21 protein-coding genes are annotated in these 23,632 nt (G+C 71.5%); 14 read left to right on the top strand and 7 right to left on the bottom strand.

Annotated features, from left to right (window positions below):
• Nucleotides 1-101: 101 nt before the first annotated feature.
• The 7 genes from AC6H2I_RS20815 to AC6H2I_RS20785 all read left to right on the top strand — a co-directional run bounded on the left by AC6H2I_RS20815 (nt 102) and on the right by AC6H2I_RS20785 (nt 7,191).
• Nucleotides 102-1,016, top strand: a complete 915-nt coding sequence (locus AC6H2I_RS20815; RefSeq protein ID WP_497502622.1) for a branched-chain amino acid ABC transporter permease — start codon at nt 102-104, stop codon at nt 1,014-1,016.
• Nucleotides 1,017-1,030: 14 nt separating this feature from the next.
• Nucleotides 1,031-1,912, top strand: coding sequence for a branched-chain amino acid ABC transporter permease (locus AC6H2I_RS20810; RefSeq protein WP_497502621.1), 882 nt, complete (start codon nt 1,031-1,033; stop codon nt 1,910-1,912).
• Nucleotides 1,912-2,625 (top strand): ABC transporter ATP-binding protein, encoded by a 714-nt coding sequence (locus tag AC6H2I_RS20805; RefSeq protein ID WP_497502620.1) that lies wholly within the window; start codon nt 1,912-1,914, stop codon nt 2,623-2,625. The genes AC6H2I_RS20810 and AC6H2I_RS20805 overlap by 1 nt, the downstream gene beginning before the upstream one ends.
• A 14-nt stretch (nt 2,626-2,639) precedes the next feature.
• On the top strand, nt 2,640-3,401 hold the full coding sequence (locus AC6H2I_RS20800; protein ID WP_497502619.1) for an ABC transporter ATP-binding protein: 762 nt from the start codon (nt 2,640-2,642) through the stop codon (nt 3,399-3,401).
• A 40-nt stretch (nt 3,402-3,441) separates the two neighbouring features.
• Nucleotides 3,442-4,653: an amino acid ABC transporter substrate-binding protein gene (locus AC6H2I_RS20795; protein ID WP_497502618.1), complete on the top strand. Its 1,212-nt coding sequence runs from the start codon at nt 3,442-3,444 to the stop codon at nt 4,651-4,653.
• 76 nt (nt 4,654-4,729) lie between these two features.
• Complete coding sequence (locus AC6H2I_RS20790) at nt 4,730-6,091, top strand: amidase (protein WP_497502617.1); 1,362 nt, start codon at nt 4,730-4,732, stop codon at nt 6,089-6,091.
• A 167-nt stretch (nt 6,092-6,258) separates the two neighbouring features.
• A complete protein-coding gene (locus AC6H2I_RS20785) occupies nt 6,259-7,191 on the top strand; it encodes an AEC family transporter (protein WP_497502616.1) in 933 nt (310 codons plus the stop codon).
• A 44-nt stretch (nt 7,192-7,235) separates the two neighbouring features.
• On the opposite strand, the gene trxC is transcribed toward AC6H2I_RS20785, so the two are convergent.
• The 3 genes from trxC to AC6H2I_RS20770 form a co-directional block, all read right to left on the bottom strand.
• Nucleotides 7,236-7,667, bottom strand: a complete 432-nt coding sequence (trxC, locus tag AC6H2I_RS20780; protein ID WP_497502615.1) for a thioredoxin TrxC — start codon at nt 7,665-7,667, stop codon at nt 7,236-7,238.
• 90 nt (nt 7,668-7,757) lie between these two features.
• Nucleotides 7,758-8,162 carry a hypothetical protein gene (locus tag AC6H2I_RS20775; protein WP_497502614.1) on the bottom strand — a complete coding sequence of 135 codons (405 nt, stop codon included), beginning with the start codon at nt 8,160-8,162 and terminating at the stop codon, nt 7,758-7,760.
• Nucleotides 8,163-8,422: 260 nt separating this feature from the next.
• On the bottom strand, nt 8,423-11,383 hold the full coding sequence (locus tag AC6H2I_RS20770) for a PAS domain-containing protein (protein ID WP_497502613.1): 2,961 nt from the start codon (nt 11,381-11,383) through the stop codon (nt 8,423-8,425).
• Between the two features lie 370 nt (nt 11,384-11,753).
• On the opposite strand from AC6H2I_RS20770, the gene AC6H2I_RS20765 reads away from it, so the two are divergent.
• The 4 genes from AC6H2I_RS20765 (at nt 11,754) to AC6H2I_RS20750 (ending at nt 16,892) form a co-directional block, all read left to right on the top strand.
• On the top strand, nt 11,754-13,634 hold the full coding sequence (locus AC6H2I_RS20765) for a peptidylprolyl isomerase (protein WP_497502612.1): 1,881 nt from the start codon (nt 11,754-11,756) through the stop codon (nt 13,632-13,634).
• Nucleotides 13,635-13,707: 73 nt separating this feature from the next.
• On the top strand, nt 13,708-15,219 hold the full coding sequence (gene trpE / locus AC6H2I_RS20760) for an anthranilate synthase component I (protein WP_497502611.1): 1,512 nt from the start codon (nt 13,708-13,710) through the stop codon (nt 15,217-15,219).
• Nucleotides 15,220-15,225: 6 nt separating this feature from the next.
• Entirely contained in the window at nt 15,226-16,020 is a 795-nt protein-coding gene (locus AC6H2I_RS20755; protein ID WP_497502610.1) for a hypothetical protein, read from the top strand.
• A gap of 260 nt (nt 16,021-16,280) precedes the next feature.
• Nucleotides 16,281-16,892 (top strand): response regulator transcription factor, encoded by a 612-nt coding sequence (locus tag AC6H2I_RS20750; protein ID WP_497502609.1) that lies wholly within the window; start codon nt 16,281-16,283, stop codon nt 16,890-16,892.
• A gap of 10 nt (nt 16,893-16,902) precedes the next feature.
• Here AC6H2I_RS20750 and AC6H2I_RS20745 read toward each other — a convergent pair whose 3' ends face one another.
• From AC6H2I_RS20745 to AC6H2I_RS20735, 3 genes are all read right to left on the bottom strand, one after another.
• Entirely contained in the window at nt 16,903-17,070 is a 168-nt protein-coding gene (locus AC6H2I_RS20745; protein ID WP_497502608.1) for a hypothetical protein, read from the bottom strand.
• Nucleotides 17,067-18,215, bottom strand: coding sequence for a PepSY-associated TM helix domain-containing protein (locus tag AC6H2I_RS20740; RefSeq protein ID WP_497502607.1), 1,149 nt, complete (start codon nt 18,213-18,215; stop codon nt 17,067-17,069). Before AC6H2I_RS20740 ends, AC6H2I_RS20745 begins: the two co-directional genes overlap by 4 nt.
• A gap of 221 nt (nt 18,216-18,436) precedes the next feature.
• Nucleotides 18,437-19,141, bottom strand: a complete 705-nt coding sequence (locus AC6H2I_RS20735; RefSeq protein WP_497502606.1) for an ABC transporter ATP-binding protein — start codon at nt 19,139-19,141, stop codon at nt 18,437-18,439.
• Between the two features lie 237 nt (nt 19,142-19,378).
• On the opposite strand from AC6H2I_RS20735, the gene AC6H2I_RS20730 reads away from it, so the two are divergent.
• From AC6H2I_RS20730 to glpX, 3 genes are all read left to right on the top strand, one after another.
• A complete protein-coding gene (locus AC6H2I_RS20730; protein WP_497502605.1) occupies nt 19,379-20,656 on the top strand; it encodes an LL-diaminopimelate aminotransferase in 1,278 nt (425 codons plus the stop codon).
• Nucleotides 20,653-21,951: a homoserine dehydrogenase gene (locus AC6H2I_RS20725; protein WP_497502604.1), complete on the top strand. Its 1,299-nt coding sequence runs from the start codon at nt 20,653-20,655 to the stop codon at nt 21,949-21,951. The genes AC6H2I_RS20730 and AC6H2I_RS20725 overlap by 4 nt, the downstream gene beginning before the upstream one ends.
• A gap of 86 nt (nt 21,952-22,037) precedes the next feature.
• Nucleotides 22,038-23,000 (top strand): class II fructose-bisphosphatase, encoded by a 963-nt coding sequence (glpX, locus tag AC6H2I_RS20720; RefSeq protein WP_497502679.1) that lies wholly within the window; start codon nt 22,038-22,040, stop codon nt 22,998-23,000.
• Nucleotides 23,001-23,093: 93 nt separating this feature from the next.
• Here glpX and AC6H2I_RS20715 read toward each other — a convergent pair whose 3' ends face one another.
• Complete coding sequence (locus AC6H2I_RS20715; protein ID WP_497502603.1) at nt 23,094-23,576, bottom strand: YbaK/EbsC family protein; 483 nt, start codon at nt 23,574-23,576, stop codon at nt 23,094-23,096.
• Nucleotides 23,577-23,632: the final 56 nt, after the last annotated feature.

Raw genomic sequence — 23,632 nt, 5'->3', positions numbered from 1 at the left:
CGCTCTTGTTGCAATGCAGCGTGCGGAACCGAGGTATGAACGCTTTGATACTGTCTGCCTTGCCAACACCTTCGGCGGAAAACGCGGAGCGGACGCGGCTGGTGATCTGGGGCGTCGTGTGCGCCGGCATGGCCATCGCCTTCTGCGCGCTGCCCGCCGTCACGGTGACCACGTCATACCTGTTCTACATGGCCTTGGCGGTGACCCTGGCCACGTCCTTCAACTTCGTGGCCGGTCTGACGGGCTACATGCCGTTCGGTTACGTGGCCTTCCACGGGGTCGGCGCCTACGCGTTCGGCGTCCTGGTCCGCACCTACGACGCGCCGGTGGCGGTCGCCTTCCTGGTCGCCTGCGCCGTCGGCGCCGCCCTGGGCTTGCTGCTGGTGCCGACCCTGCGTCTGCGCGGGGTGTATTTCGGCATCGTCAGCCTCGCTCTCGCCATCATCTGCAAGCTGGTGGTCTCGCTGCTTCCGGAGCGCATCACCGGCGGCAGCATCGGCCTGGTTCTGGCCTCCGCCAACGACCCGGTGGCGGCCTACTACTCCATGGTCGCCCTCATGGTGACGGCGCTGGTGGTGGCGGGGGCATTGACCCATTCGCGCCTCGGCGTGGCGCTCAGGGCGGTGCGCGACGATCACGAGGCCGCGGCGATCCTGGGCATCAACGTCACCCGGAGCCGTGCCAAGGCGTGGCTGCTGGCCAGCGTCTTCCCGGCCGGCGTCGGCGCGCTGGAGGCGTGGTACAGCAACGCCATCGACCTGGATTCGTCCTTCAACCTGCTGATCACCACCAAGACCATCGTCTACGCCATGGCCGGGGGCCTGGGCTTCGCGCTGGGTCCCGTGGTCGGGGCGGTGGGGCTGTACGTGGTCGACCAGATCGTGTGGGACCTGTTCCCGTCCCTCAACCTGCTGTTCCTCGGGCTGATCATCATCATCCTGGTCATCCGCCTGCCCCGCGGCGTGGTCGGCCACATCGCCTTCAAGCGCTCCCACCTGCGCAAATACATCCCCTGACCGAGAGCGCCGCCATGGAATTCCTTGTCGTCCAGGGGCTCATCAACGGCCTCGTCATCGGCATCATCTACGCCCTCATCGGCGTGGGGCTGAACATCATCTTCGGCGTCCTGCGCGTCGTGAACTTCGCCCACGGCGAGGTGATCATTCTCGGGGCGTACCTCGCCTATTTCCTGTCGGACCTGTTCGGCCTGTCGCCCTTCCTGGCCATGCCGATCGGCTTCGTGCTGTTCGCCGCCCTGGGCTACCTGGCGTTCTTCGTCCTGGTGAAGCCCCTGCAGGCCTCCGACGATCCCGAGCACGCCTCGCTGCTGGTGATGTTCGGCCTGTCCCTGTTCCTGGGCGCCGGCATGCTGCTGGCGTTCGGCGCGGACACCCGGTCGATCCAGGTTCCGATCGAACCGATGTTCCTGCGGGCGGGGACCGTCATCGTGCCCACCATCCGGCTGATCGCCCTGGCGATCTCCCTGGCCATCGCGGTGGCGGTGTTCGTGTTCCTCTACCGCACCCTGGCCGGCAAGGCCTTGCGGGCCATCGTCATGAACCGCGACGCGGTGCGCATCGTCGGCATCGACCTCGACCGGATGTCGGCCCTGGCCTTCGGCACCGGGTTGGGGCTGGCCGCCGTGAGCGGCATCCTCATGGCCATGATCTTCCCCGCCTTCTCCCCCTTCGCCGGCCAGGACTACACCCTCATCGGCTTCATCATCGTCGTCCTGGGCGGCCTCGGGCATCCCGTCGGGGCGCTGGTCGGCGGCGTCCTGTTCGGCTTCGCCGAGCAGATGACCACGATTTTCGCCAGCGGCACGGTGGCCATGCTGGCCGGGCTGGTGCTGCTGGTCGCGGTCATCCTCTTCAGGCCCACGGGCATCTTCGGCGTCGCGGGGGGGCGGTGATGGCTCTTCTTACGGTGTTCGACCTGCAAAAGTCCTTCGGCGGCCTCCACGCCCTCAAGGGTGTCTCGTTCGACGTGAAGGACCGCAGCATCCTCGGCGTCCTGGGCATGAACGGCTCGGGGAAGACGACCATGCTGAACTGCGTCAACGGCATCCACGCGGCCAGCAAGGGCGACATCTTCTTCGACGGCGAGAAGATCGACCAGCTCGCCACCCACGAGATCTTCCGCCGCGGGATCGGCCGCACGTTCCAGGTGCCCAAGCTGTTCCACAAGCTGACCCTGCTGGAAAACCTGAAGGTGCCGCTGCTCAGCAGCGGGCTGGGCGACGCCGAGATCCTGAGCCGTTCGGAGGCCTGGCTGAAGCGCGTCGACCTCTGGCGGCTGCGCTACAACTTCGCCGAGGAGCTGTCCGGCGGCCAGCAGAAGCTGGTGGAGATGGCCCGGGTGATGATCGCCGAGCCCCGTCTGGTGCTGCTGGACGAGCCCTTCGCCGGCGTCAACCCCTCCCTGGCCCTGCTGCTGATCGACGTCATCAAGGACATGCCGGAGAAGCAGGGCTGCTCGGTGATCCTGGTCAGCCACGACCTGACCTCGGTCTACCGCCTGTCGGATTCCATCCTGGTGATGCACGAGGGCCGCAAACTGGCGGAGGGCTCCGCCGAGGCCGTCAAGGCCAACCCCGACGTCATCGAATCCTATCTCGGCGCCTGAGGATCGGCGGACCCATGACCAGCAGCACCACGCCCGCGAACACCCTGACGCTCGACGCCGGCGTCGTCGCGTACAACGGGGACATCACCGTCCTGAACGGGCTGTCGCTGACCGCCCGCCCCGGCAGGGTCACGGGGATCATCGGGCCCAACGGGGCCGGCAAGTCGACCGCGCTGAAGGCGCTGGCCGGGCTGCTGCCGCTGAAGAGCGGGGCGATCCGCCTCGGCGACCGCGACCTCACCCGCGCCAAGGCCCACGAGCGGGCGCTCAACGGCATCGCCTTCGTGCCCCAGAACCGCTCGACCTTCGGCGACCTCAGCGTCGACGACAACCTGCTGCTGGGGACCTGGCCGTTCCGCCGCGACACGGCGCGGGTGGCCCGGATGATGGACAGCGTCTACCGGCGCTTTCCCGCCCTCTACGAAGCCCGCCAGTCGCCCGCCCGCGCCCTGTCCGGCGGCCAGCAGCGTTTCCTGGAGATCGCCCGCGCCCTGCTGCTGGAACCGGCGGTCATCCTGCTCGACGAGCCCACCGCGATGATCGCGCCGAAGCTCTCGAAGGAGATCTACCGGCTGACCGAGGAGCTGGCCCGGGAGGGCGCGACCATCCTGCTGGTCGACCAGAACGTCCGGCAGTGCGCGGCGATCTCCGACTACCTCTACATCCTGGATCTCGGCCGCAACAAGGCCGAGGGCGACCGCTCCAGCTTCGCCTCCGACGCCCAGCTCCGCGGACTGGTCGCGGAATGGGTCGACTACAAGATCGACGTCGCCTGAGCCCTCCCCCTCCTCCACCGTCACCCGAAGGAGCCTCCCCATGCGCCTCAACGCTCCCCTCTCGCGCGTCGTCGCGGCCGCGCTCGCCGCGGCGGCCGTGGCCGCGCCGGCCTGGGCCGCGGACCCCATCAAGATCGGCATGACCGTGTCGTCGAGCGGCACCTTCGCCCTGGCCTCCCAGTCCGGCGAGCGGGGGGTCGAGGTCTGGGTCAAGGAGGTCAACGACAAGGGCGGCATCCGCGTCGGCGGTGAGACGCGCCTGGTCGAGCTGATCAAGCGCGACGACCGCTCGGACAAGCAGATGGTCGCCCGCGTGTACGAGGACCTGATCAACGACGACGGCGTCGACGTCCTGATGGCGCCCTTCGGGTCGACCCTGACGGCCGCCGCGGCGACCGTGTCGGAACGCTACGGCAAGTTCCTGGACGTCTGGTCGGCGTCGTCCAACGCCGTCTACGAGCAGGGTTTCAAGTACGTCGTCTCCACCACCCAGATGCCGGTGTCGCTGATGCCCAAGGCGCCGGTGGAGCTGGCCGCGCATCTCGGCCTGAAGAAACTGGCGGTCGTCCACGTCGAGGAGCCCTATCCCGCCGGGCTTGCCCGCGAGGCCGTGCGCATCGCCAAGGAAAAGGGCATCGCGGTGGTCATGGACGAGGCCTACCCCAAGGGGACCAAGGACTTCTCGTTGATGATCCAGAAGGCCCAGGCGCTGGGCGCCGACTTCTTCTTCCCGGCCGCCTACGAGGGCGACCAGATGAGCATGGCCCAGCAGATGCGGCAGATGGGGCTGTCGTTCCCCTACACCTTCATGAACTACGCGGTCCAGCCGCAGTTCGACGAGGTGGGCGCGGCCGGCGACTACATCTTCAGCAACACGAACTATCACAGCAGCGTCACCTGGCCGGTGAACGCGGGCATGAACCGCGACCAGTTCACCGCCGCCTACACCGCGCTGTTCCCCAACGCCGAATACGCCCCGGACTTCCAGACCGTGCTGGCCTACGGCGCGGGCGTGGTGCTGGAGAAGATCATCGAGACGGCCGACAGCCTCGATCCCGCCGCCATGAAGCAGGCGGCACTGGCTCTCAACAACCAGCTCGTCGTCCTCGCCGGCCCCTACGAGATCGCCGAGACCGGCATGCAGCTGCAGATGCCCTGGGTGGTCGTCCAGCGGCTTCCCGGCAACGCGATCGTCTCGGTGTGGCCGGAGAGCGCGGCCACCGACACGCCGGTTCTCACCCCCGGCAACTGACGCGGGACGGGGGTGCCCGGCCCGCGCGCCGGGCACCCCCTCCCTTTCCCTTCCCCGTCTTAGTGGACTCCGGACCGTGGGACACGTGGACCCCTTTTCCTCGCTGACGGCGCTGGGCGCCGCCCTCGCCGAGCGCACCGTCTCCTGCCGGGAGATCGCCCAGCTCTACCTCGACCGCATCGCCGCGCTCGACCCGGCGCTGTCCGCCTTCGTCACGGTCCAGGCCGAGACCGCGCTGACGGCGGCCCGCGGCCACGACGCCCTGCTGGCGGCCGGTGTCCGGCTGGGCCCCTTGCAGGGACTGCCGATCGCGGTGAAGGATCTGCTGCACGCCGAGGGCACGCCCTGCGGTGCCGGGTCGGCGCTGCTGGCCGGCGCGGCCGCGTCGACGGCGGACGCCGATGCGGTCGCCCGCCTGAAGCGGGCCGGGATGGTCCTGCTCGGCCGCACCCATCTCGTCGAGTTCGCCTTCGGCGGCTGGGGTACGAACCACGCCCACGGGACGCCGCGCAACCCGTGGGACGGGGCGCGGCACCGGGTGCCCGGCGGCTCCTCCAGCGGCTCCGGGGTCGCCGTTGGGGCGGCGCTGTGCCCGGCGGCGATCGGCACGGACACCGGCGGCTCCGTGCGCATCCCCGCCAGCTTCGACGGCGTCGTCGGCCTGAAGCCCTCGTCCGGGCGGGTGAGCACCGCCGGCTGCATCCCCCTCTCCACCACCCTCGACTCCATCGGGCCGCTGACGCGCACGGTCGCGGATGCCCGCCTGATCCACCGGGTGCTCAGCGACCAGCCGTGGAGCGGCACGCCCGGCACCGGACGGACCCTCGCCTTCCTGCCGTCGGAGGCGATGTCCCCGGTGACGACGCCCGAGGTCGAGGCCCATTACCGGGATGTCCTGCACGGCCTCGCCGCCGAGGGCTGGTCCCTCGCGCCCTTGCGCCTGCCCTTCGCCTTCGACGACCTTGCCGCGGCCAGCGGGGAGATCATCGCCGCCGAGGCCTACGCCTACCACCGCGACACCATCGCTGCCCACCCCGACCGCTACGGCCCGCACACCCGCGCGCGCATCCTCTCCGGTGCCACGCTGGGCGCCGCGGACTACCTGCGCCGCCTCGACGAGCGGACCGGCCGGATCGCCGCCTTCGCCGCGGCGATGGCGCCCTTCGACGCCCTGCTCACGCCGACCACCGGCTTCACGGCGATCCCGCTCGCCGACGTCGACGAGGACCGGCCGCTGATGTCGACCTACACCCGTCCGGTGAACTACCTCGACGGCTGCGCGATCGCCCTGCCCTCGGGGCTGGACTCGGCCGGCCTTCCCCTGTCCCTGCAGCTCGTCGCGCTGGCCAATCGGGAGGAGTCCCTGCTGGACGTGGCCGAGCGCCTGGAGCGGTTCCTGGGTTTCACGGCGCGGCCGGCGCCGACCCTCCCCGCCTGACGCCCCACCCGGCCCCCCACCCACGGCCCCCACCCGGGCCGCCCCGCCAGAACCACCGCACCCCGTCGTCCGGAGCGACGGCGCCGGCCGACGCCGGCCGCCGCCGTCGCGCGCCGCCCGGCCTTCTCCGGTGCCCGGTCCCGTCCGGGTTTCCCCTCGAGTGCCCCATGGACCTTCGCACCCTCGTCGACGTCTTCTTCCCCGTGTACTTTGCGCTGGCGACGGGCTTCGTCTTCGCGCGCACGGGGCTGGCCAGCCCCGCGACGCTGTCCGGTGCGACCAACTTCGTCTTCTGGGTGTCCCTACCCGCCCTGGTTTTCGACGCCCTGCGCACCAGCGCCCTGCCCGCCCCGGAGGTCGGGCTTCTGCTGCTCGCCTACTTCACGGTGGCGGTCGGCGTGTTCCTGGCGGCCTTCGTCCTCGGCCGGCGGCTGGGGCTGCGCGATGCCGACACCACCGTCTTCGCCATGGGCGGCAACTACTCGAACACGATCCTGGTGGGGTTGCCGATCATCTCCCACCTGATGGGGCAGGAGGGGGTGGTGACGCTGTTCTGGATCGTGACCTTCCACGCCGCGATCCTGTTCACGCTGGCCGCGCTGAGCCTGCGCGTCGGGGCGGCGGGGAGCGGGCCGGCGACCCTCGGGGCGATGCTGAGGCGCAGCCTGGGCGAAAATCCGATCACCCTCGCGGTGGTGGCCGGGCTGGCCGTCAACCTGACCGGCATCCCCGTCCCCGCCTTCCTGGACTCGTCGTTCGCCCTGGTGGGCGGCGCCTCGCTGCCGCTCGGCCTGTTCCTGGTGGGCGTCAGCCTCGGCGCCTGCAGGGGGCTGGTGATGCCCGGGACGGCCGTGGTGGCCTGCGCGCTGAAGCTGGTCGTCATGCCCCTGCTGGTGGCGGGACTGGCCGGGCGCCTCCTGGGCCTGCCCCATGACTGGGTGCTGGCGGCCGTGCTGACTGCCGGTCTGCCGGCGGGCGTGACCGTGGTGATCTTCGCCGAGCGTCTGAACGCCACCCCGGGGTTCGGATCGGGGACGTTCTTCCTTTCGACCGTGCTGTCGATGGTGACCATCCCCGGCCTCGTCTTCCTGCTGGCCTGAGCCGGAGTTCCGAGCCCACCCCTGGGCGAACTCGGACATCCGGCTCAGGGTGGTGCGAGCCGCTGGCGGGTCCAGGCGACCAGGGCGCCGGTCGGCATGGCGCCGCTGGTGCGCGCCACCTCCTGGCCACGGTGCAGGAGGAGGAGGGTGGGAATGCCGCGGATCTGGAACCGGCCCGCCAGGGCCTGCTCCCGGTCGGTGTCGATCTTGACCAGCCGGACCTGCGGCTCCAGCGCCTTGGCCGCCTGCTCGAAGGCGGGCGCCATGACCCGGCACGGCCCGCACCATTCGGCCCAGAAATCGATCAGCAGCGGCAGGTCGCCGTGCTCGGCGTGGCGACGGAACCGCTCGGCGGTGAGGGAGACCGGGCCCCCCTCGAACAGGGCGCCGTGGCAGTGGCCGCATTTTCCGGCCAGCGCCGGCTTGTCCGGAGCCACGCGGTTGATGGTGTCGCAGTGGGGGCAGACGATGTGCATCGGGCGTCTCCGCAATCCCGAACTTTAGTGATGTCTTATGTGGTGCGGGCCGGGCGTGGGAGTCAAGGTGGGGGTCAGGCCCTGTGCGGGTCAGGACGGCCGGTCGAAATGCGCGTTGACCATGACCCGCGCCAGGTCGTCCAGTCCCACCGGGACCGTCAGCACCGCGAAGCCGTAGGTGGCGCCGAGGTGCGCCGCCACCGCGCTGTGCCCGTCGTCCAGCAGCGCCAGGGGCACGCCGAGGAAATGGCGGTAGAGGGTTTCCACCGCCTCCTCCCCGGTCGGCCCGTCGGAGAAGTCGCAGCCGGCGAGCACCGCGTGCACCTCCGGGATCCGTGCCGTCGGGAAGGACGCGGCCTGACGGCACGAGGCGAACCGCTGCACCGTGAAGCCCATGGCGGTCAGGCCGTCCGCCACCGCCCCCGCGCCCGCGTCATTGCCGGTTCCGTCGCAGACGAGGATGACGAGGCTGCGTTTGAACACCGCGGCCGCCATGAGCGTCTCCCTTTCCCGCGCACGAGAAAGGATCATAAGCAACACCTAATCCGTCAACTCTATTTTCGATCTATTGCCAATGATCTGCGGTGCATCGAGATGTGCCGCACCCCCTTTTGATCCAAAAATGATGCATGGAATCCACGGAAATACAATGAACGCGAACCTATCATGGCGACTCTATGCGACAAATACACGAAAAATTGCTCAAAGGACTGTGGTCTCCGCGCCGGCCATGAGCGCTTGATCGCCGCGGCACGTCAGGCGGCGGCGGCGGTCATCACTTTTTTCAGGTCATTGGGGAAGACCGGCTTGTGCAGGACGCGGTAGCCGTTGCGCTGGGCCTCGGCCAGGCGCTCCGGCGTGGTGTCGCCGGTCAGGATGATGCCCGGCAGCGTGCCGCCGAGGGTCGCCTGGATGGCCTGGAGCGCCTGCGGCCCGGTCTTGCCGCCCTGGAGCTGGTAGTCGGACAGCAGGAGCTGCGGGCGTCGCCCGTCCTTCTCCAGGAGCGCCAGGGCGTGCTCCCCGGAGCGGGCGGCGATGACGTCGTAGCCCCACCCCTCGAGCATCGCCTTGAGGCCGAGCAGGACGATCGCCTCGTCGTCGATCACCAGCACCAGTCCCTTGCCCCCCTCGGCCGCCGGTTCGCCGCTGTGGACCACCTTCGGGCGCGCCGGCGGCGCGAGGCGCTCCACGGCGACGGCGAAGGCGGAGCCCCGCCCGGGAACGGAGCGCACCGACACGGTGTGGCCGAGCAGGCGCGCCAACCGCTTGACGATGGCCAGGCCGAGGCCCAGCCCGCGCTCACCGCGGGCGTCGTCGAGCTGGGTGAACTCCTCGAAGATCCGTTCGAGCTGGTCGGGGGCGATGCCGATCCCGGTGTCCCACACCTCGAGGCGGGCCCCGTTGCCGCTGCGGCGGGCCCCCACCAGCACCCGCCCGGACCGGGTGTAGCGCAACGCGTTCTCGATGAGGTTGCGCAGGATGCGCTCCAGCAGCGCCGGGTCGCTCTTCACCCACAGGCCGCTGCGCACGGTGCGCAGGTCGAGCCCCTTCTGCCGTGCCCGCGGCGCGTATTCCGCCGCCAGCCGGCCCAGCAGGTCGTCGACCCGCACCGGCATCGCCACCGCGGCGATCTTGCCGGATTCCAGGCGCGACATGTCGAGCAGGCTGTCGAGCAGCGACTTCAGGGTGCCCAAGGCCTGGCGCAGGTTGTCGAGGAGCGGCCGGGACGGATGGTCCTGAAGGCGGTCGGACAGGGTCGCGGCGAACAGCAGCAGCGACTGCACCGGCTGGCGCAGGTCGTGGCTGGCGGCGGCCAGGAACTTGGACTTGGCGACGTTGGCGGCGTCGGCCTCCTCGCGGGCGGCGCGCACCGCGTCGGCGTCGCGGCGCCGGCCGGTGACGTCGACCGCCGCGCAGGTCACGCCGACGATCGCACCCTGCGGATCGCGCAGCGGCTCGGCGGTGAGGTCGTAGAACCGCTCCTCGCCACCGAAGCGGACGCACACCTCGGTGCTCTCGCCCTCGCCGGACGCCAGCACCCGCTCCTTGAGCGCGGTCAGCCGCGCGATGTCGGCAGGGTCTGTGCCCGTGCTTTCCAGGGCCTCGCGATCGGTGCGGCCGATGGCCTGGTCGGCGCCGGCGGTGGCGTTGTGGATCCACGTGTAGCGCAGGTCGCGGTCCTGGTGCGACACCACCACGCCGGAGTTCTTCAAGGCGACGCGGAAGCGCTCCTCGGCGACGCGCAGCGCATCCTCCGTGCGGGTGCGCTCGGTGATGTCGATGCCCGACGCGATGAGATGGGTGACCCGGCCCCGGCCGTCGGTCATCGGCGCCAGGGTGAAGTCGAGGGTGCGGGTCGACAGGACGCCGCGGAAGGATGTGTCGAAGCGGGACGGGGTGCCCCCGGCCGCCAGGGCCACCGCGGCGCGCAGGCGCGCACGCGCGTCGCCCGCGGCCCACCAGGCGACGGCGTCGAGGCGCCGGCCGACCACCGCGTCGAGGTCCAGGCCGGACATCTCCAGCGCCGCCCGGTTGACCTCCTGCACCGACCCGTCGGGAGCGAGCACCAGGGTGAAGGCCGGCAGGCTGTCGAGCACGTCGCTGAGATGCCGTTCCTTGGCCCGCAGCTCCGCCTCGCGCGCCTCCAGCGCCTCGGCCATGCCGTCGAAGGCGAGGCCGAGCTGGCCGATCTCGGAGCGCCGGTCGCCAAGCGCGGCGCGCGCCGAGGAGCGGCCGTCGCGCCAGTCGCGCGCGGCGACGATCAGCGCCTGGACCGGCCGGCGGATGAACAGCGTGCCGCCGATCCAGGCGGCCAGGGCGGCGACGCCGAAGCCGAGCATGGTCATGGCGACACCGCGCAGCGTGGTCTGCTCGGTCTCCCGCATCGCCGAGGCGTGGTCGAGCCCGACGCTGCTGAACAGCCCGGTGTCGCTGTCCTGCGCGGTGCGGAAGGCGAGCACCCTCAAGGTGCCGTCCACCCCGGGCGCCACCGTGACCGTGGTTCCCGGATGGTCGGCGCCGACATGCGCCCGTTGGGTGGCCGGCACCTCCGCCAGGGCGCGGTGGCTTTCGGGAAGGCGCCCGCCGGTCCAGCCGCCGGTGTCGGGCAGGCGGGCGAGGATGACGCCGTTGCGGTCGGCCACCACCGCACTGGCCCCGGCCGGCAGGGTCGAGGCGTCGAGCGCCCGGGCCAGCCAATCGAGGTCGAGGGTGACGGCGACCACCCCGACCGGATGGCCGTTGTCGTCGCGGTAGGGCACCGCGAAGGGAAGCACGGGGCGGCCGTCGGGCGGCCACCGGGTGAACACGCCCACGGTGAAGCCGCCGCCGTCGACGGTGGCCCGGAACAGGCCTGTGTCGATCACGCTGCCGACCGCGGCCGGGTCGCCGCTGCACACGATGCGCCCCGCCCCGTCGGAGACGTAGATCGTCTGGTGCCCGGGCGACAGGCGCGACAGCCGCTCCAGATAGGCCTGGCAGCGATCGTCGTCGCCGGTCCGCAGGAACGACGCCTCGGCGACCGCGACCGCCGCCTGGCGGGCCCCCTCCACCAGACGGGCCTCTTCCCCTTCCACCAGGCGGAGCAGGCGCTCGGCCTGGTCGGCGACCTCGGCCTCGCGCTCGGCACGCAGCTCCGCGACGCCATGGACCTGAATGGCCAAGGTGGGTGCGACGGCGAGCAACACCAGAAGAAAAAGCCGCGTGAGAAGGGTCATGGCTGATCCAACCTCAGCAAAGATGCCGGTAAGGTCGTCCCGACGGTTGGGAGTGTCGGCATGCCATGGTTAAATTGTCGTTAATGTCGCGGAACGCCGATGATCAATGAAGTTCATTCTCTGTCGTCTAGGAAATCGAACGGGGTAATTTGCGAGTTTGAGGTTGCCACTTTCGCGCAGGTCGCAAAGTTGTACTTCCCGCTACAGGGATCTTTGGGATGAGATACAGCCGCGACCGCGCCGGCCGGGTTCCGTTCCGGCCGCCGCCGCCGCGGGCAATGGACGGTTGCCGGTGCTCCCGGCCGCTTCTATGATGCGCCGCCCGGCCGCGCCCCGGGGTTTCGTCCGCCGCCATCGCCAATCGGGTCCCATGCTTCAGTTCATTCGCAGCGTCGCCGGCTCGTGGGTCGTCAAGATCCTGTTCGTTCTGCTCATCGCCAGCTTCGCCGTGTGGGGCATCGGCGATGTCTTCCGCAACGCCGGACCCAGCGAGACGGTGGCGGAGGTCGGCCCGGTGGAGCTCGGCCGGGGGGATCTGGACGCCGAGGTGCGGCGCCAGATGGAACGCCTGCGCCCGCTCTTCGGCGGCTCCCTGACCCTCCAGCAGGCGCAGCAGTTCGGCCTCGTCGACCAGGCCGTGTCGACCCTGGTGCAGCGCGCCCTGTACGACCTGGCGGCGCGGGACGCCGGCATCCGCGTCGGTGCCGACGTGGTGCGCCAGCGGATCGCCGAGGAAACGGCGTTCCGCGACGACCTGGGCCAGTTCGATGCCAACCTGTTCCGCGCCGTGCTGCGCCAGAACAACCTGAGCGAGGACGGGTACGCCGCGCTGCTTCGCCAGGAGATCGCCCGCGGTCTGGTCGCCGGGGCGGTGTCCGGCGGGGCGGTGGCGCCGCCGCCCCTGGTGGCCGACCTCCACCGCCACCGCGGGGAGAAGCGCGTCGCCGAGGTGGTGACCCTGCCGAACGCCGCCGTCGGCGACGTCGGCCTGCCGGACGACACGGCGCTGCGCGCCTATTACGAGGACCACCCCGTCCGCTTCACCGCGCCCGAGTACCGTGGCATCACCGTCGCCCAGCTCACCCTCGACGCGCTGGCCAAGGAGATCGCGGTCCCCGACGAGCAGCTGCGCGCCGCCTACGAGGACCGCGCCCACGACTTCCGCGTGCCGGAGCGCCGCACCCTGCAGGTCGTCCTGGTCGACGACCAGGCGGCGGCCCAGACGATCGTCGACGCGGTGGCCGGCGGAACCGCGTTCGAGGAGGCGGCCCGCGCCGCCGGCACCGAGCCGCTGGCGCTCGACGCGGTGACCCGCGACGAGCTTCCGGAGATCGGCGACGCCGCCTTCGCGCTGGACGAGGGGGCGGTCAGCGCTCCGGTGCAGAGCGCGCTCGGCTGGCACGTCGTCAAGGCGACCGAGGTGGTCCCGGGCAGCGACAAGAGCTTCGAGGAGGCGCGCGAGGAGCTGCTGCCGCAGCTCCGCCGGGAGCGGGCGGTGGACCTGATGTTCGAGGTGTCGAACCGCCTGGACGACGCCCTGGCCGGCGGCCAGTCCCTGGCCGAGGCCGCCCAGTCGCTCGGCCTGACGCTGACCACCATCGACGCGGTGGACGCCACCGGCCGCACCCCGGCCGGTGAGCCGGTGAGCGGAGTGGCCGAGCTGCCGGAGATCCTGCAGACGGCGTTCCAGACGCCGGCCGGCCAGACCTCCCCGCTGACCGAGACGCAGTCCGGCAACTCCTTCGCCGTGCGCACCAACGCCGTCACCCCGCCGACCCTGCGCCCCTTGGACGCGGTCCGCGACGAGGCCGTCGCGGGGTGGCAGGACGAGGAGCGGGAGCGCCGCGCCGCGGCCGCCGCGACGGCGCTGGCGGAGCGGCTGGAGGGCGCCGGCAGCTCGGCCCAGGCGCTCGCCGGGGAGGCCGGCGCCAGCTTCGCCCTGACCGCTCCCTTCACCCGTGGCGGCGACTCCGTCGACGGGCTGCCGCCGGCGCTGGTGACCCGGCTGTTCGATGCCGAGCCCGGCGCGGTGGTGGTGGGCCAGACCGGCGACGCCCAGGTGGTGGCACGGCTGACCGAGGTGATCCCCGCCGATCCTGCGGCCGCCGGCGACGCCCTGGCGGCGGTCGAGGACGCCGTGGCCCGCGGCATCGAGGGCGACCTGATGGTCCAGTTCGCCGAGGCCCTGCGCCAGCAGTACCCGGTCGCCATCCACCCCGACCGCATCGCCCAGATGTACCCGGCCGAGTAGGCCGGGCCGCCCCCGCCGTCCGCCCGCCGTCCATACGCCGCCGCCCGTCCGCCAGAGACCCGGAGCCATCCCCGTGAAGGTCCACCCCGACGCCGCCGCCTTTGCCGACACCTACCGGGCCGGCCGCCCCCAGGTGGTGTGGACGACGATGGTCAGCGATCTCGAGACGCCGGTGTCGGCCTACCTCAAGCTCGCCGACGGGCGGCCCTTCGGCTTCCTCCTGGAATCCGCGGAGCGCGGCGCCGGCTCGCGGCGCGACCGCTACTCGGTCATCGGCTTCAAGCCGGACCTGGTGTGGCGGTGCCGCCGGGACGGCGCCGAGATCAACCGCCACGCCCTGTCCGACGGCGAGGCGTACGAACCCTGCGGCGGCGCGCCCCTGGCGTCGCTGAAGGCGCTGATCGACGAGAGCCGCATCGACCTGCCGGCCGAGCTGCCGCCCATGGCCGCGGGCCTGTTCGGCTACCTCACCTACGACATGGTGCGGCTGATGGAGCGGCTGCCCGACGCCAACCCGGACGAGCTGGGCATCCCCGACGCGGTGATGACGCGTCCCTCCATCGTCGCGATCTTCGACACTGTCACCGATTCCGTGACGCTGGTGACGCCGGTGTGGCCGGTGCCGGGGGTCGACGCGGCGGCGGCGCGGGAACACGCCTGCGAGCGCCTTGCCGACGCCGTCGCCGACCTGGAGCGGCCCCTTCCCTACCGGCGCGAACCGCGCTCCGAGGTCGGGCTGCCGCTGGCCTGGACCAGCAACACCTCGCGCGCGGAGTACCACGCCATCGTCGAGCGGGCCAAGGAGTACATCCGGGCCGGCGACATCTTCCAGGTGGTGCCGTCGCAGCGCATCCGCATCCCCTTCAAGCTGTCGCCGCTGGCGCTCTACCGCGCGCTGCGCCGCCTGAACCCGTCGCCCTTCCTCTTCCATCTCGACTTCGGCGAGCTGGCGATCGTCGGCTCCAGCCCCGAGGTGCTGGTGCGCGTGCGCGACGGCAAGCTGACCATCCGGCCCATCGCCGGCACCCGCAAGCGCGGCGCCACCACCGAGGAGGACGCCGCGCTGGCCGACGACCTGCTGTCGGATCCCAAGGAGCTGGCCGAGCACCTGATGCTGCTCGACCTCGGCCGCAACGACGCCGGCCGGGTCGCCCGGGTCGGCACAGTGCGGGTGACCCAGAAGATGATCGTCGAGCTCTACAGCCACGTCATGCACATCGTCTCCAACGTGGAGGGCGAGCTGGACCCCGCCCACGATGCGCTCGACGCGCTGATCGCCGGCTTCCCCGCCGGCACGGTGTCGGGGGCCCCCAAGGTCCGCGCCATGGAGATCATCGACGAGCTGGAGAAGGCGCGGCGCGGCGTCTACGCCGGCTGCGTCGGCTACTTCGGGGCGTCGGGCGCCATGGACACCTGCATCGCCCTGCGCACCGCGGTGTTGAAGGACGATGTGCTGTACGTCCAGGCCGGCGGCGGCGTGGTCGCCGACAGCGATCCCGAGGCGGAGTACCAGGAGACGGTCAACAAATCGATGGCGCTGATCCGCGCCGCGGAAGAGGCCGTGCGGGAAGCCGCCCGCCGCTGATCGCCCGTGCCCGCCGCCACCGCCCTGCTGTCGCTGCTGACCAAGGCGGCGACCACCGCCGTCGTCGTCGTCGCGGCCGCCCGCGTGGCCGAGCGCGTCGGGCCGTTCGCCGGCGGCCTGATCGCCACCCTGCCGGTGTCGGCTGGCCCGGCCTACCTGTTCGTCGCCCTGGCCAACGACGACCGCTTCGTCGCCGCCAGCGCGCTGGCCAGCGCGGTGACCAACGCCGCCACCCTCGCCTTCCTGACGCTGCTCGTGCGGCTGGCGCCGCGCCACGGCCGGCCGGTGACCCTCGGCGCCGCGGTGCTGCTGTGGCTCGTCGGCGCCGTCGCGCTGCAGGGGGTGTCCTGGAGCGTTCCGACGGTGCTGCTGTTGAACGGCGCCGGGTACCTCGCCGCCTGGGGCCTGACCCGCGCCGTGCCGCCGCCGGAGCGCGGCGGCGGCGGCGCCGGGCGGTGGTACGACACGCCGCTCCGCGCCGCGCTGGTCGCCGGGCTGGTGGTCGCCGTCGCCACGCTCAGCGGCCTGGTCGGCCCCGCCGCCACGGGCATCGCCGCGGTCTTTCCCATCGTGCTCTCCAGCGTCGCCGTGATCGTCCACGCCCGCCAGGGCGGCGCGGCGGCGGCGGCGGCCATGGCCGGGGCGCTGGCCGCCAATCCCGGATTCCTCCTGGGGCTGCTGACGGTGCACGCGCTGGCCGAGCCCCTCGGCCGCGGGCTCGCCCTCATCGCCGCCCTGGGGGTGACGCTGGCGTGGCCGGCCGCCCTGCTGGCCTGGCGGCTGCGCCGCCGGCCCACCTGACAGGGCGCGGCTGCGCCGCCGGCCCGCCTGACAGCGCGGCCGCGCAGCGGCGAATCGCCGCGGCGCGGTGGCGGCGAATCGCCGCGGCGCGGCGGCGGCAACCCTGCCGTGGCGTGACCAGCGCCGGAAACGATCGCCATCGACCGCCGAAGGACAAAGGTGCAATGTTCCGCTGCCGTCAAGGTGCGGTAACATGGTGTTGCGGCCACGGCACCGGACCACCGCAGCGCCCCCACCCGGAGGAGGATGCCAGCCATCCCATGACGATCGACATCGTGGTTGCCGACAAGAGCCCGCTGGTGCTGCGGGCCATGGTCAAGCTGTTCGAGGACGATGAGCGCTTCAACCTTCTCGCCACGGCGAGCGACGGGGAGCGGTTCCTCGAGGCCGTGCGCCGCTTTCCCTTCGAGGTCGGGGTGATCGGCTGGGAGATGCCGTTCCTCAGCGGCCAGGGGGCGTTGGAGCGCCTCAAGGCCAACCCGCGGGCGCCGCGCATCGTGGTCTACACCGGGTCGGGCGATCCCGCGGCGTCACGGACGGCGATGATGCTGGGCGCCGCCGGGTTCTGCCACAAGTCCGAGCCGCCGGAACGCCTGCTCGACATCTGCGCATCGGTGGCGGCCGGGCGCATGGCCTTCCCCTTCGTCGACGTGTCCCGTCTCGCCGAGGATCCCATGGGGCGGCTGACGGCGCGCGAGCGCACCCTGCTCGAATCCCTGACCACGGGACGCACCAACGCCCAGCTCGCGCGCGAGCTGGGGATCTCCGTGCACACCGTGAAGTTCCACCTGAAGAACCTGTACGACAAGCTGGGGGTGGGCAACCGCGCCCAGGCCGTCGCCATATCGATGTCGCGGCGGCGCGCCGTCTAGCACGCGCCGTTCAGGCGGCCGGCCACTGCCGCCACAGCTTGCGCGCGCACACCGCCAGCGGGACCGCCAGCCCGGCCCAGCACAGCCAGTCCCACACGCCGTCGCCGAAGATCGCCGCCGCGAGGCCGGCGAAGGTCGCCGTGCCCAGCAGGACGGGCATCCGCCACACGGCGGTCACGCCGCGTGCTCCCGGGGGGGCGCCGTTCCCCCGGCGGCGGCCGGGACCTCGCGCGCCCGCGGCCGCTTGAGCCACACCACGAAGCCGGTGACGGTCACGGCGCCGGTGACGAGGGTGAACAGCGCCCACAGGATCTGCAGCGGAAGCCCACCGTAGTCGCCGAAGTGGAACGGCCCGGACAGCATCAGCGCGGTGATGTACCAGGGCATGCCCACCGCCTCCGCCACCGCCCCGGTCTCGGCGTCGACGAGGGCGACGCTGAGCACCCGCTGGGTCAGTTCGCTCTTGCCGCGCACCAGGACGCTGAAATGCCGGCCGGTGGCGTAGTCGTGGCCGGGATAGGCGATGAACGCCAGGTCCATGTCGGGGAAGGCCTGCCGGCCCGCCGCGGCGATGCGGTCGACGTCGATCGTCGGGCCGGCGATCGGCGCCTCGCCGTGGCGCGCGGCGATCGCGGCCAGCTCGGTGGTCTGCCAATAGCCGAGGATCAGCGGCGAAAAGGACAGGATCGCCCCGGTCAGCCCGACCACCACCGCCCACACCAGGGTGGCGACCCCGAACAGGTTGTGCAGGTCGATGTTGGCGATGCGCGGGCCGCGGCGGAACCGCAGCAGGCCAAACGCCAGCTTCTTCATGAACGGGCCGTACACCACCAGCCCGCTGATCGCGCTGGCGACGAACAGCAGCCCCACGACCCCGATGAACATCTGCCCGGCGAACCCGGCGAACAGGTCGAGGTGGAGCTTCAGGATGAAGCCGACGAAGGTTTCGGTGTGGTCGCGCAGCACCTCGTTCTCGCCGGTGTAGGCGTTGAGGACCACCCAGCGGCCGTCCTCGAAATCGCGCGCGTCCGGCTCGTCGAGGTAGATGTAGGTGGCGCCGGGCGCTTCGGGATCGAAGGAGAAGAAGCGCGGCACCAGGGCGGGATCCTTGGCGTCGGCGATGTCCGCCAGGGCCTGCAGCGGCAGGCGCTCCTGCCCGTCGACGACGGCGGTGTCGAACCCGTCGTTGCCCAGCAGGTGGTCGATCTCGTGATGGAACACCAGGATCAGGCCGGTCACGCACAGGATCAACAGGTTGATCGAGCAGATCAGACTGGTCCAGCGGTGGGTCACGCGCCAGGCGCGCAGGGTCGCGGGGGTCATCGGGCAGAGCCTCCAGGCGTGGCGGTCGCGGGTCGGTCCTGGGCCGGCGGCCGGCCGGGCAGCACCCGGACGGCGTCCCGTCGCGAATGCAAACGATTGTCGCTCGCGCCCGTAGGTATCGCGAGTGAGTGGCGCTTGCAACGGTTATGAGCGGGCCGGGCCCGGCGGTTATGAGCGGGCCGGGCCCGGCGGTTATGAGCGGGCGGGGCCCGGCGCCCGCCTTACAGGCCGAGATAGGCCTGGCGCACCGCAGGATCGTCGAGCAGCTCGGCACCGCTTCCGGTCAGCACCACGCGACCGTTTTCCAGCACGTAGCCGCGGCTCGCCAGGGCCAGCGAGGCGGCGACGTTCTGCTCGACCAGGACGATGGTCAGCCCCTCCTCGCCCAGCGAGCGGATGGTGCGGAACAGGTCCTGGACCAGGGCGGGGGCGAGGCCCAGCGACGGTTCGTCGAACATGATGAGGTCGGGTTTCCCCATCAGGCAGCGGCCGATCGCCAGCATCTGCTGCTCGCCCCCCGACAGGGTGCCGGCGGCCTGGGCGAGCCGCTCCTCCAGGCGCGGGAACAGGGCCAGCACACGCGCCAGGCTGTCGGCGGCGGCGCCCCGGGCGCGGGGGATGACGGCGCCCATGGCCAGGTTCTCCCGCACGCTCAGCGACGGGAACACCTGCCGCCCCTCGGCCACCTGGCCGATGCCGAGGTTGCAGACGACGTGGCTCGGCAGCCCGGCGATGTCGCGGTCGCGCCAGCGGATGGCGCCGCGGGTCGGCTTCAGGATGCCGGCGATGGTGCGGATCAGGGAGGTCTTGCCCGCCCCGTTGGCGCCGACGATGGCGGTGGTGGTGCCCTCGGGCACGCTCAGGAACACCCCGTCGAGGGCCTGGGCGTCACCGTAGTGGAGGTCGAGGTCGCTGACCGAGAGCATGGGAACACCGGGGCAGGCGCGTGGCGGCGCGGCGGGCGGGAACGCCACTCTAGTCCGCCGCCGGGGTGTTGTTAACCCCTGCCCGGCCGGCCCGGCGCGCCGGCACGGATGCGAAAGCAAGGGCTCTGCCCCTACGAAATTTGCCTCGCTTCTTCGCAGTGGGGACGGTAAGTAAAGGGTCCCGGTTTCGCTGGCCCTGTCACACCTCGTCGCAGCCGGACAGGCTTCGGAGCGTTCATGAGCGATCAGTCCGAGTTCCACCGAATCAAGCGTTTGCCGCCCTATGTCTTCGCCGAAGTGAACGCCATGAAGGCGCGCGCCCGCGCGGCCGGCGAGGACATCATCGACCTCGGCATGGGCAATCCGGACCAGCCGACCCCCCAGCACATCGTCGACAAGCTGGTGGAGACGGTCCGCAACCCGAAGACGCACCGCTACTCCAACTCGCGCGGCATTCCCGGCCTGCGGCGGGCCCACGCCGCCTATTACAAGCGGCGCTTCAACGTCGACATCGACCCGGAAACCGAGTGCATCGTCACCATCGGCTCGAAGGAAGGCCTGGCCAACCTCGCCAACGCGATCACCAGCCCGGGCGACACCATCCTGGTGCCCAATCCCAGCTACCCGATCCATCCCTTCGGCTTCATCCTCGCCGGCGCCTCGATCCGCCACATGATGGTCGGCCAGAGCGACGGCCCACCGGACATCGCCCAGTTCATGCAGGGGCTGGAGCGCGCCGTCCGCCATTCCGTGCCCAAGCCGCTGGCGCTGGTGCTGAACTACCCGTCGAACCCGACGGCGCAGGTGGTCGACCTCGACTTCTACCGGCCCATCGTCGAGTTCTGCATCCGCGAGAACATCTACATCCTCTCCGATCTCGCCTACGCCGAGATCTACTTCGATGGCGTGCCGCCGCCGTCGATCCTCGAGATCCCGGAGGCTCGCGAGATCGCCGTCGAGTTCACCTCGATGTCCAAGACCTACTCGATGGCGGGCTGGCGCATCGGTTTCGCCACCGGCAACAAGCGTCTGATCCACGCGCTGGCGCGCATCAAGTCGTATCTCGACTACGGCGCCTTCACGCCGGTCCAGGTGGCCGCCGCGGCGGCCCTCAACGGGCCGCAGGAGTGCGTCGACGTCATCCGCAACACCTACAAGCAGCGCCGCGACGTGCTGATCGAGGGGCTGGCGGCCGCCGGCTGGAAGGTTCCCAGCCCGCCGGCCTCCATGTTCGCCTGGGCGCCGATCCCGCCGGAGTTCGCCCATCTCGGCTCGCTGGAGTTCTCCAAGCTGCTGCTTCAGGAGGCTCAGGTGGCCTGCGCGCCGGGCATCGGCTTCGGCGAGCACGGCGACGGCCACGTCCGCCTCGGCCTGGTGGAGAACGTCCACCGCATCCGGCAGGCCTGCCGCAACATCAAGGATTTTTTCCGGTCCAACGCGGCCGGCGCGGCGCAGAGCAAGGACCCCGAGGCGCGGGCCCAGTTGCTGGAACCGATGAAAGCGAAAGCGTCGTGACGGAGCCTTTGAAGATCGCCGTCGCCGGCCTCGGCACGGTCGGCGCCGGAACCCTGAAGCTGCTGGCCGCACAGGCCGACCTGATCGCCCAGCGCTGCGGCCGCCGCATCGTCGTCACCGCCGTCTGCGCCCGCGACCGCACCAGGGACCGCGGCGTCGACCTGTCCGCGGTGCAATGGTTCAGCGACCCCGCCGCCATGGCCGCCGAGGCCGACGCCGACGTGGTGGTGGAGCTGATCGGTGGCTCCGACGGCGCCGCCCGGGTGACGGTGGAGACCGCCATCGCCCGCGGCCGCCACGTGGTCACCGCGAACAAGGCGCTGATCGCGCACCAGGGCACCGCGCTGGCGCGGGCCGCCGAGGAACGCGGCCGCACCCTCGCCTTCGAGGCGGCGGTGGCCGGCGGCATCCCCATCATCAAGGGGCTGCGCGACGGGCTGGCCGCCAACCGGGCCAGCGAGGTGCACGGCATCCTCAACGGCACCTGCAACTACATCCTCACCGAGATGCGCACCACCGGCCGCGAGTTCGCGGACGTGCTGGCCGAGGCGCAGCAGCTGGGCTACGCCGAGGCCGACCCCAGCTTCGACATCGACGGCGTCGACGCCGCGCACAAGCTGGCGATCCTGACATCGGTCGCCTTCGGCTGCCCGGTCGACTTCGCCAACGTGTACGTCGAGGGCATCCGCCACGTCGCCGCCTCCGACCTCGCCTACGCCGAGGAGTTGGGCTACCGCATCAAGCTGCTCGGCATCGCCCGCCGGACCGAGGGCGGGGTCGAGCAACGGGTGCACCCGTGCATGGTGCCCAAGGACGCGCCCATCGCCGCCGTCGACGGGGTGTTCAACGCCGTGGTGGCGCAGACCGACTTCGCCGACCGGGTCTGGCTGGTCGGTCGCGGCGCCGGCGCCGGGCCGACGGCGTCGGCGGTGGTCGCCGACCTCGTCGACATCGCGCGCGGCTGCGCCGCCCCGACCTTCGGCGTCCCGGCATCCCGGCTGGCCGCGCTCGCGCCGTCGCCGATGGCGGCGCGGCGCGGCGCCTACTACGTCCGCCTGTCGGTGGCCGACCGTCCGGGGGTGATCGCCGACATCGCCGCGGCGATGCGCGATCACGACGTGTCGATGGAGAGCTTCCTGCAGCGCGGCCGGGCCACCACGCCCGGCGAGGCGGTGTCGGTCGTGCTGACCACCCACGAGACGGTGGAGGCGTCGATGCGCCGCGCCCTGGAGGGCATCGCCGCGCAGAAGGCGGTGCTCGAGCCGCCGCGCATGATCCGTATCGAGCAGTTCTGAGCCCTTCTTGAGCCGCGTCGCGGCAAAACCAACACCGAGTGCATCGGGGGAACTCCAACATGGAAGTGCATGTCGATCTGTCCGGTATGGACCGGAACCTGGCGCTGGAGGCCGTCCGCGTGACCGAGGCGGCCGCGCTGTCGGCGTCGCTGCTGATGGGCCGCGGCGACGAGAAGCTGGCCGACCAGGCGGCCGTCGACGCCATGCGCCAGGCGCTCAACACCCTGTCCATCGACGGCACCGTCGTCATCGGCGAGGGCGAGCGCGACGAGGCGCCGATGCTCTACATCGGCGAGAAGGTGGGCTCGGGCGGCCCCAAGGTGGACATCGCCCTGGACCCGCTGGAGGGGACGACCATCTGCGCCAAGGGCGGCCCCAACGCCCTGGCGGTGGTCGCCATGGCCGACGGCGGCGGCTTCCTCAACGCCCCCGACGTCTACATGGACAAGATCGCGGTGGGGGCCGGCCTCCCCGACGGAGTCGTCGACCTCGACGAGACCCCGGTCAACAACCTCCGGGCCCTGGCCAAGGCCAAGAACACCGACGTCGAGGAGCTGCTGGTCTGCATCCTCGACCGGCCGCGCCACGCCGAGCTGATTGCCCGCGTCCGCGAGGCCGGCGCGCGCATCATGCTGATCTCCGACGGCGACGTCTCCGGCGTCATCGCCACCAGCCAGATCGGCGCCGGCGTCGACATGTATGTGGGCTCCGGCGGCGCGCCCGAGGGCGTGCTGGCCGCGGCGGCCCTGCGCTGCATCGGCGGCCAGTTCCAGGGGCGGCTGCTGTTCCGCAACGACGACGAGAAGGCGCGCGCCGCCCGCTGGGGCGTCACCGACCTGACCAAGAAGTACTCGATGACCGAGCTGGCCAGTGGCAATGTCATGTTCGCCGCCACCGGGGTGACCGACGGCGCCATGCTGCGCGGCGTCCGCCGTTTCGGCGGCGGTGCCATCACCCACTCGGTGATCATGCGCTCCAAGTCGGGCACCGTGCGCTACATCGAGGCGCACCACAACCTGAAGCGCAAGCCGGTGCCCGGCACCGTCTGAGAGCGCCGCTTCCCTCGTGACACGCCCGCCACGGCCCGCCGTGGCGGGCATTCGCGTCTCCCGCCCGGGGGTGTCCCGGCGGGCCGCCGTCGGCTACGCCTTGCGCACCGCCGCGGGCCGGCCGCCGGTCATGCTGACGAGCTGGTCCGGCGTCAGCCGGAACACGGCGTTGGGGGTTCCGGCGGCGGCCCATATGGCCTCGAACACCAGGAGGTCGTCGTCGATCACCACCAGCGGCGCCACGGCGTGGCCCAGCGGCGGCACGCCACCGATGGCGAAGCCGGTGGTCTCCCGCACGAATTCGGGATCCGCGCGCTCGATCCTCTCGCCGATCAGGGCCGCCACCGCCGTCTCGTCGACCCGGTTGGCGCCGCTGGCGACCACCAGCACCGGGCGCCCGGTGTCCCGGGTCCGGAAGATCAGCGACTTGGCGATCTGGCCGACGGCGCAGCCCACCGCGTCGGCGGCCTCCTGGGCGGTGCGGGTGGTCTGGGCGTGCTCGACCACCGCGTGCCCGAGGCCGATGGAATCGAGGATGCCCTGCACGCGGCGGGCGGAGGGGCTGAGGGGGCTCATCGGCGGCCTCGTCCTGGTTGATCGATCCCGATCGCGGGCCGGAGGGGTGACCGAGG

The organism is Azospirillum sp. NS33 (genome assembly GCF_059703765.1).
Note: the sequence above shows the minus strand (reverse complement) of the source record. Positions and strands in the feature narration are given on the sequence as shown.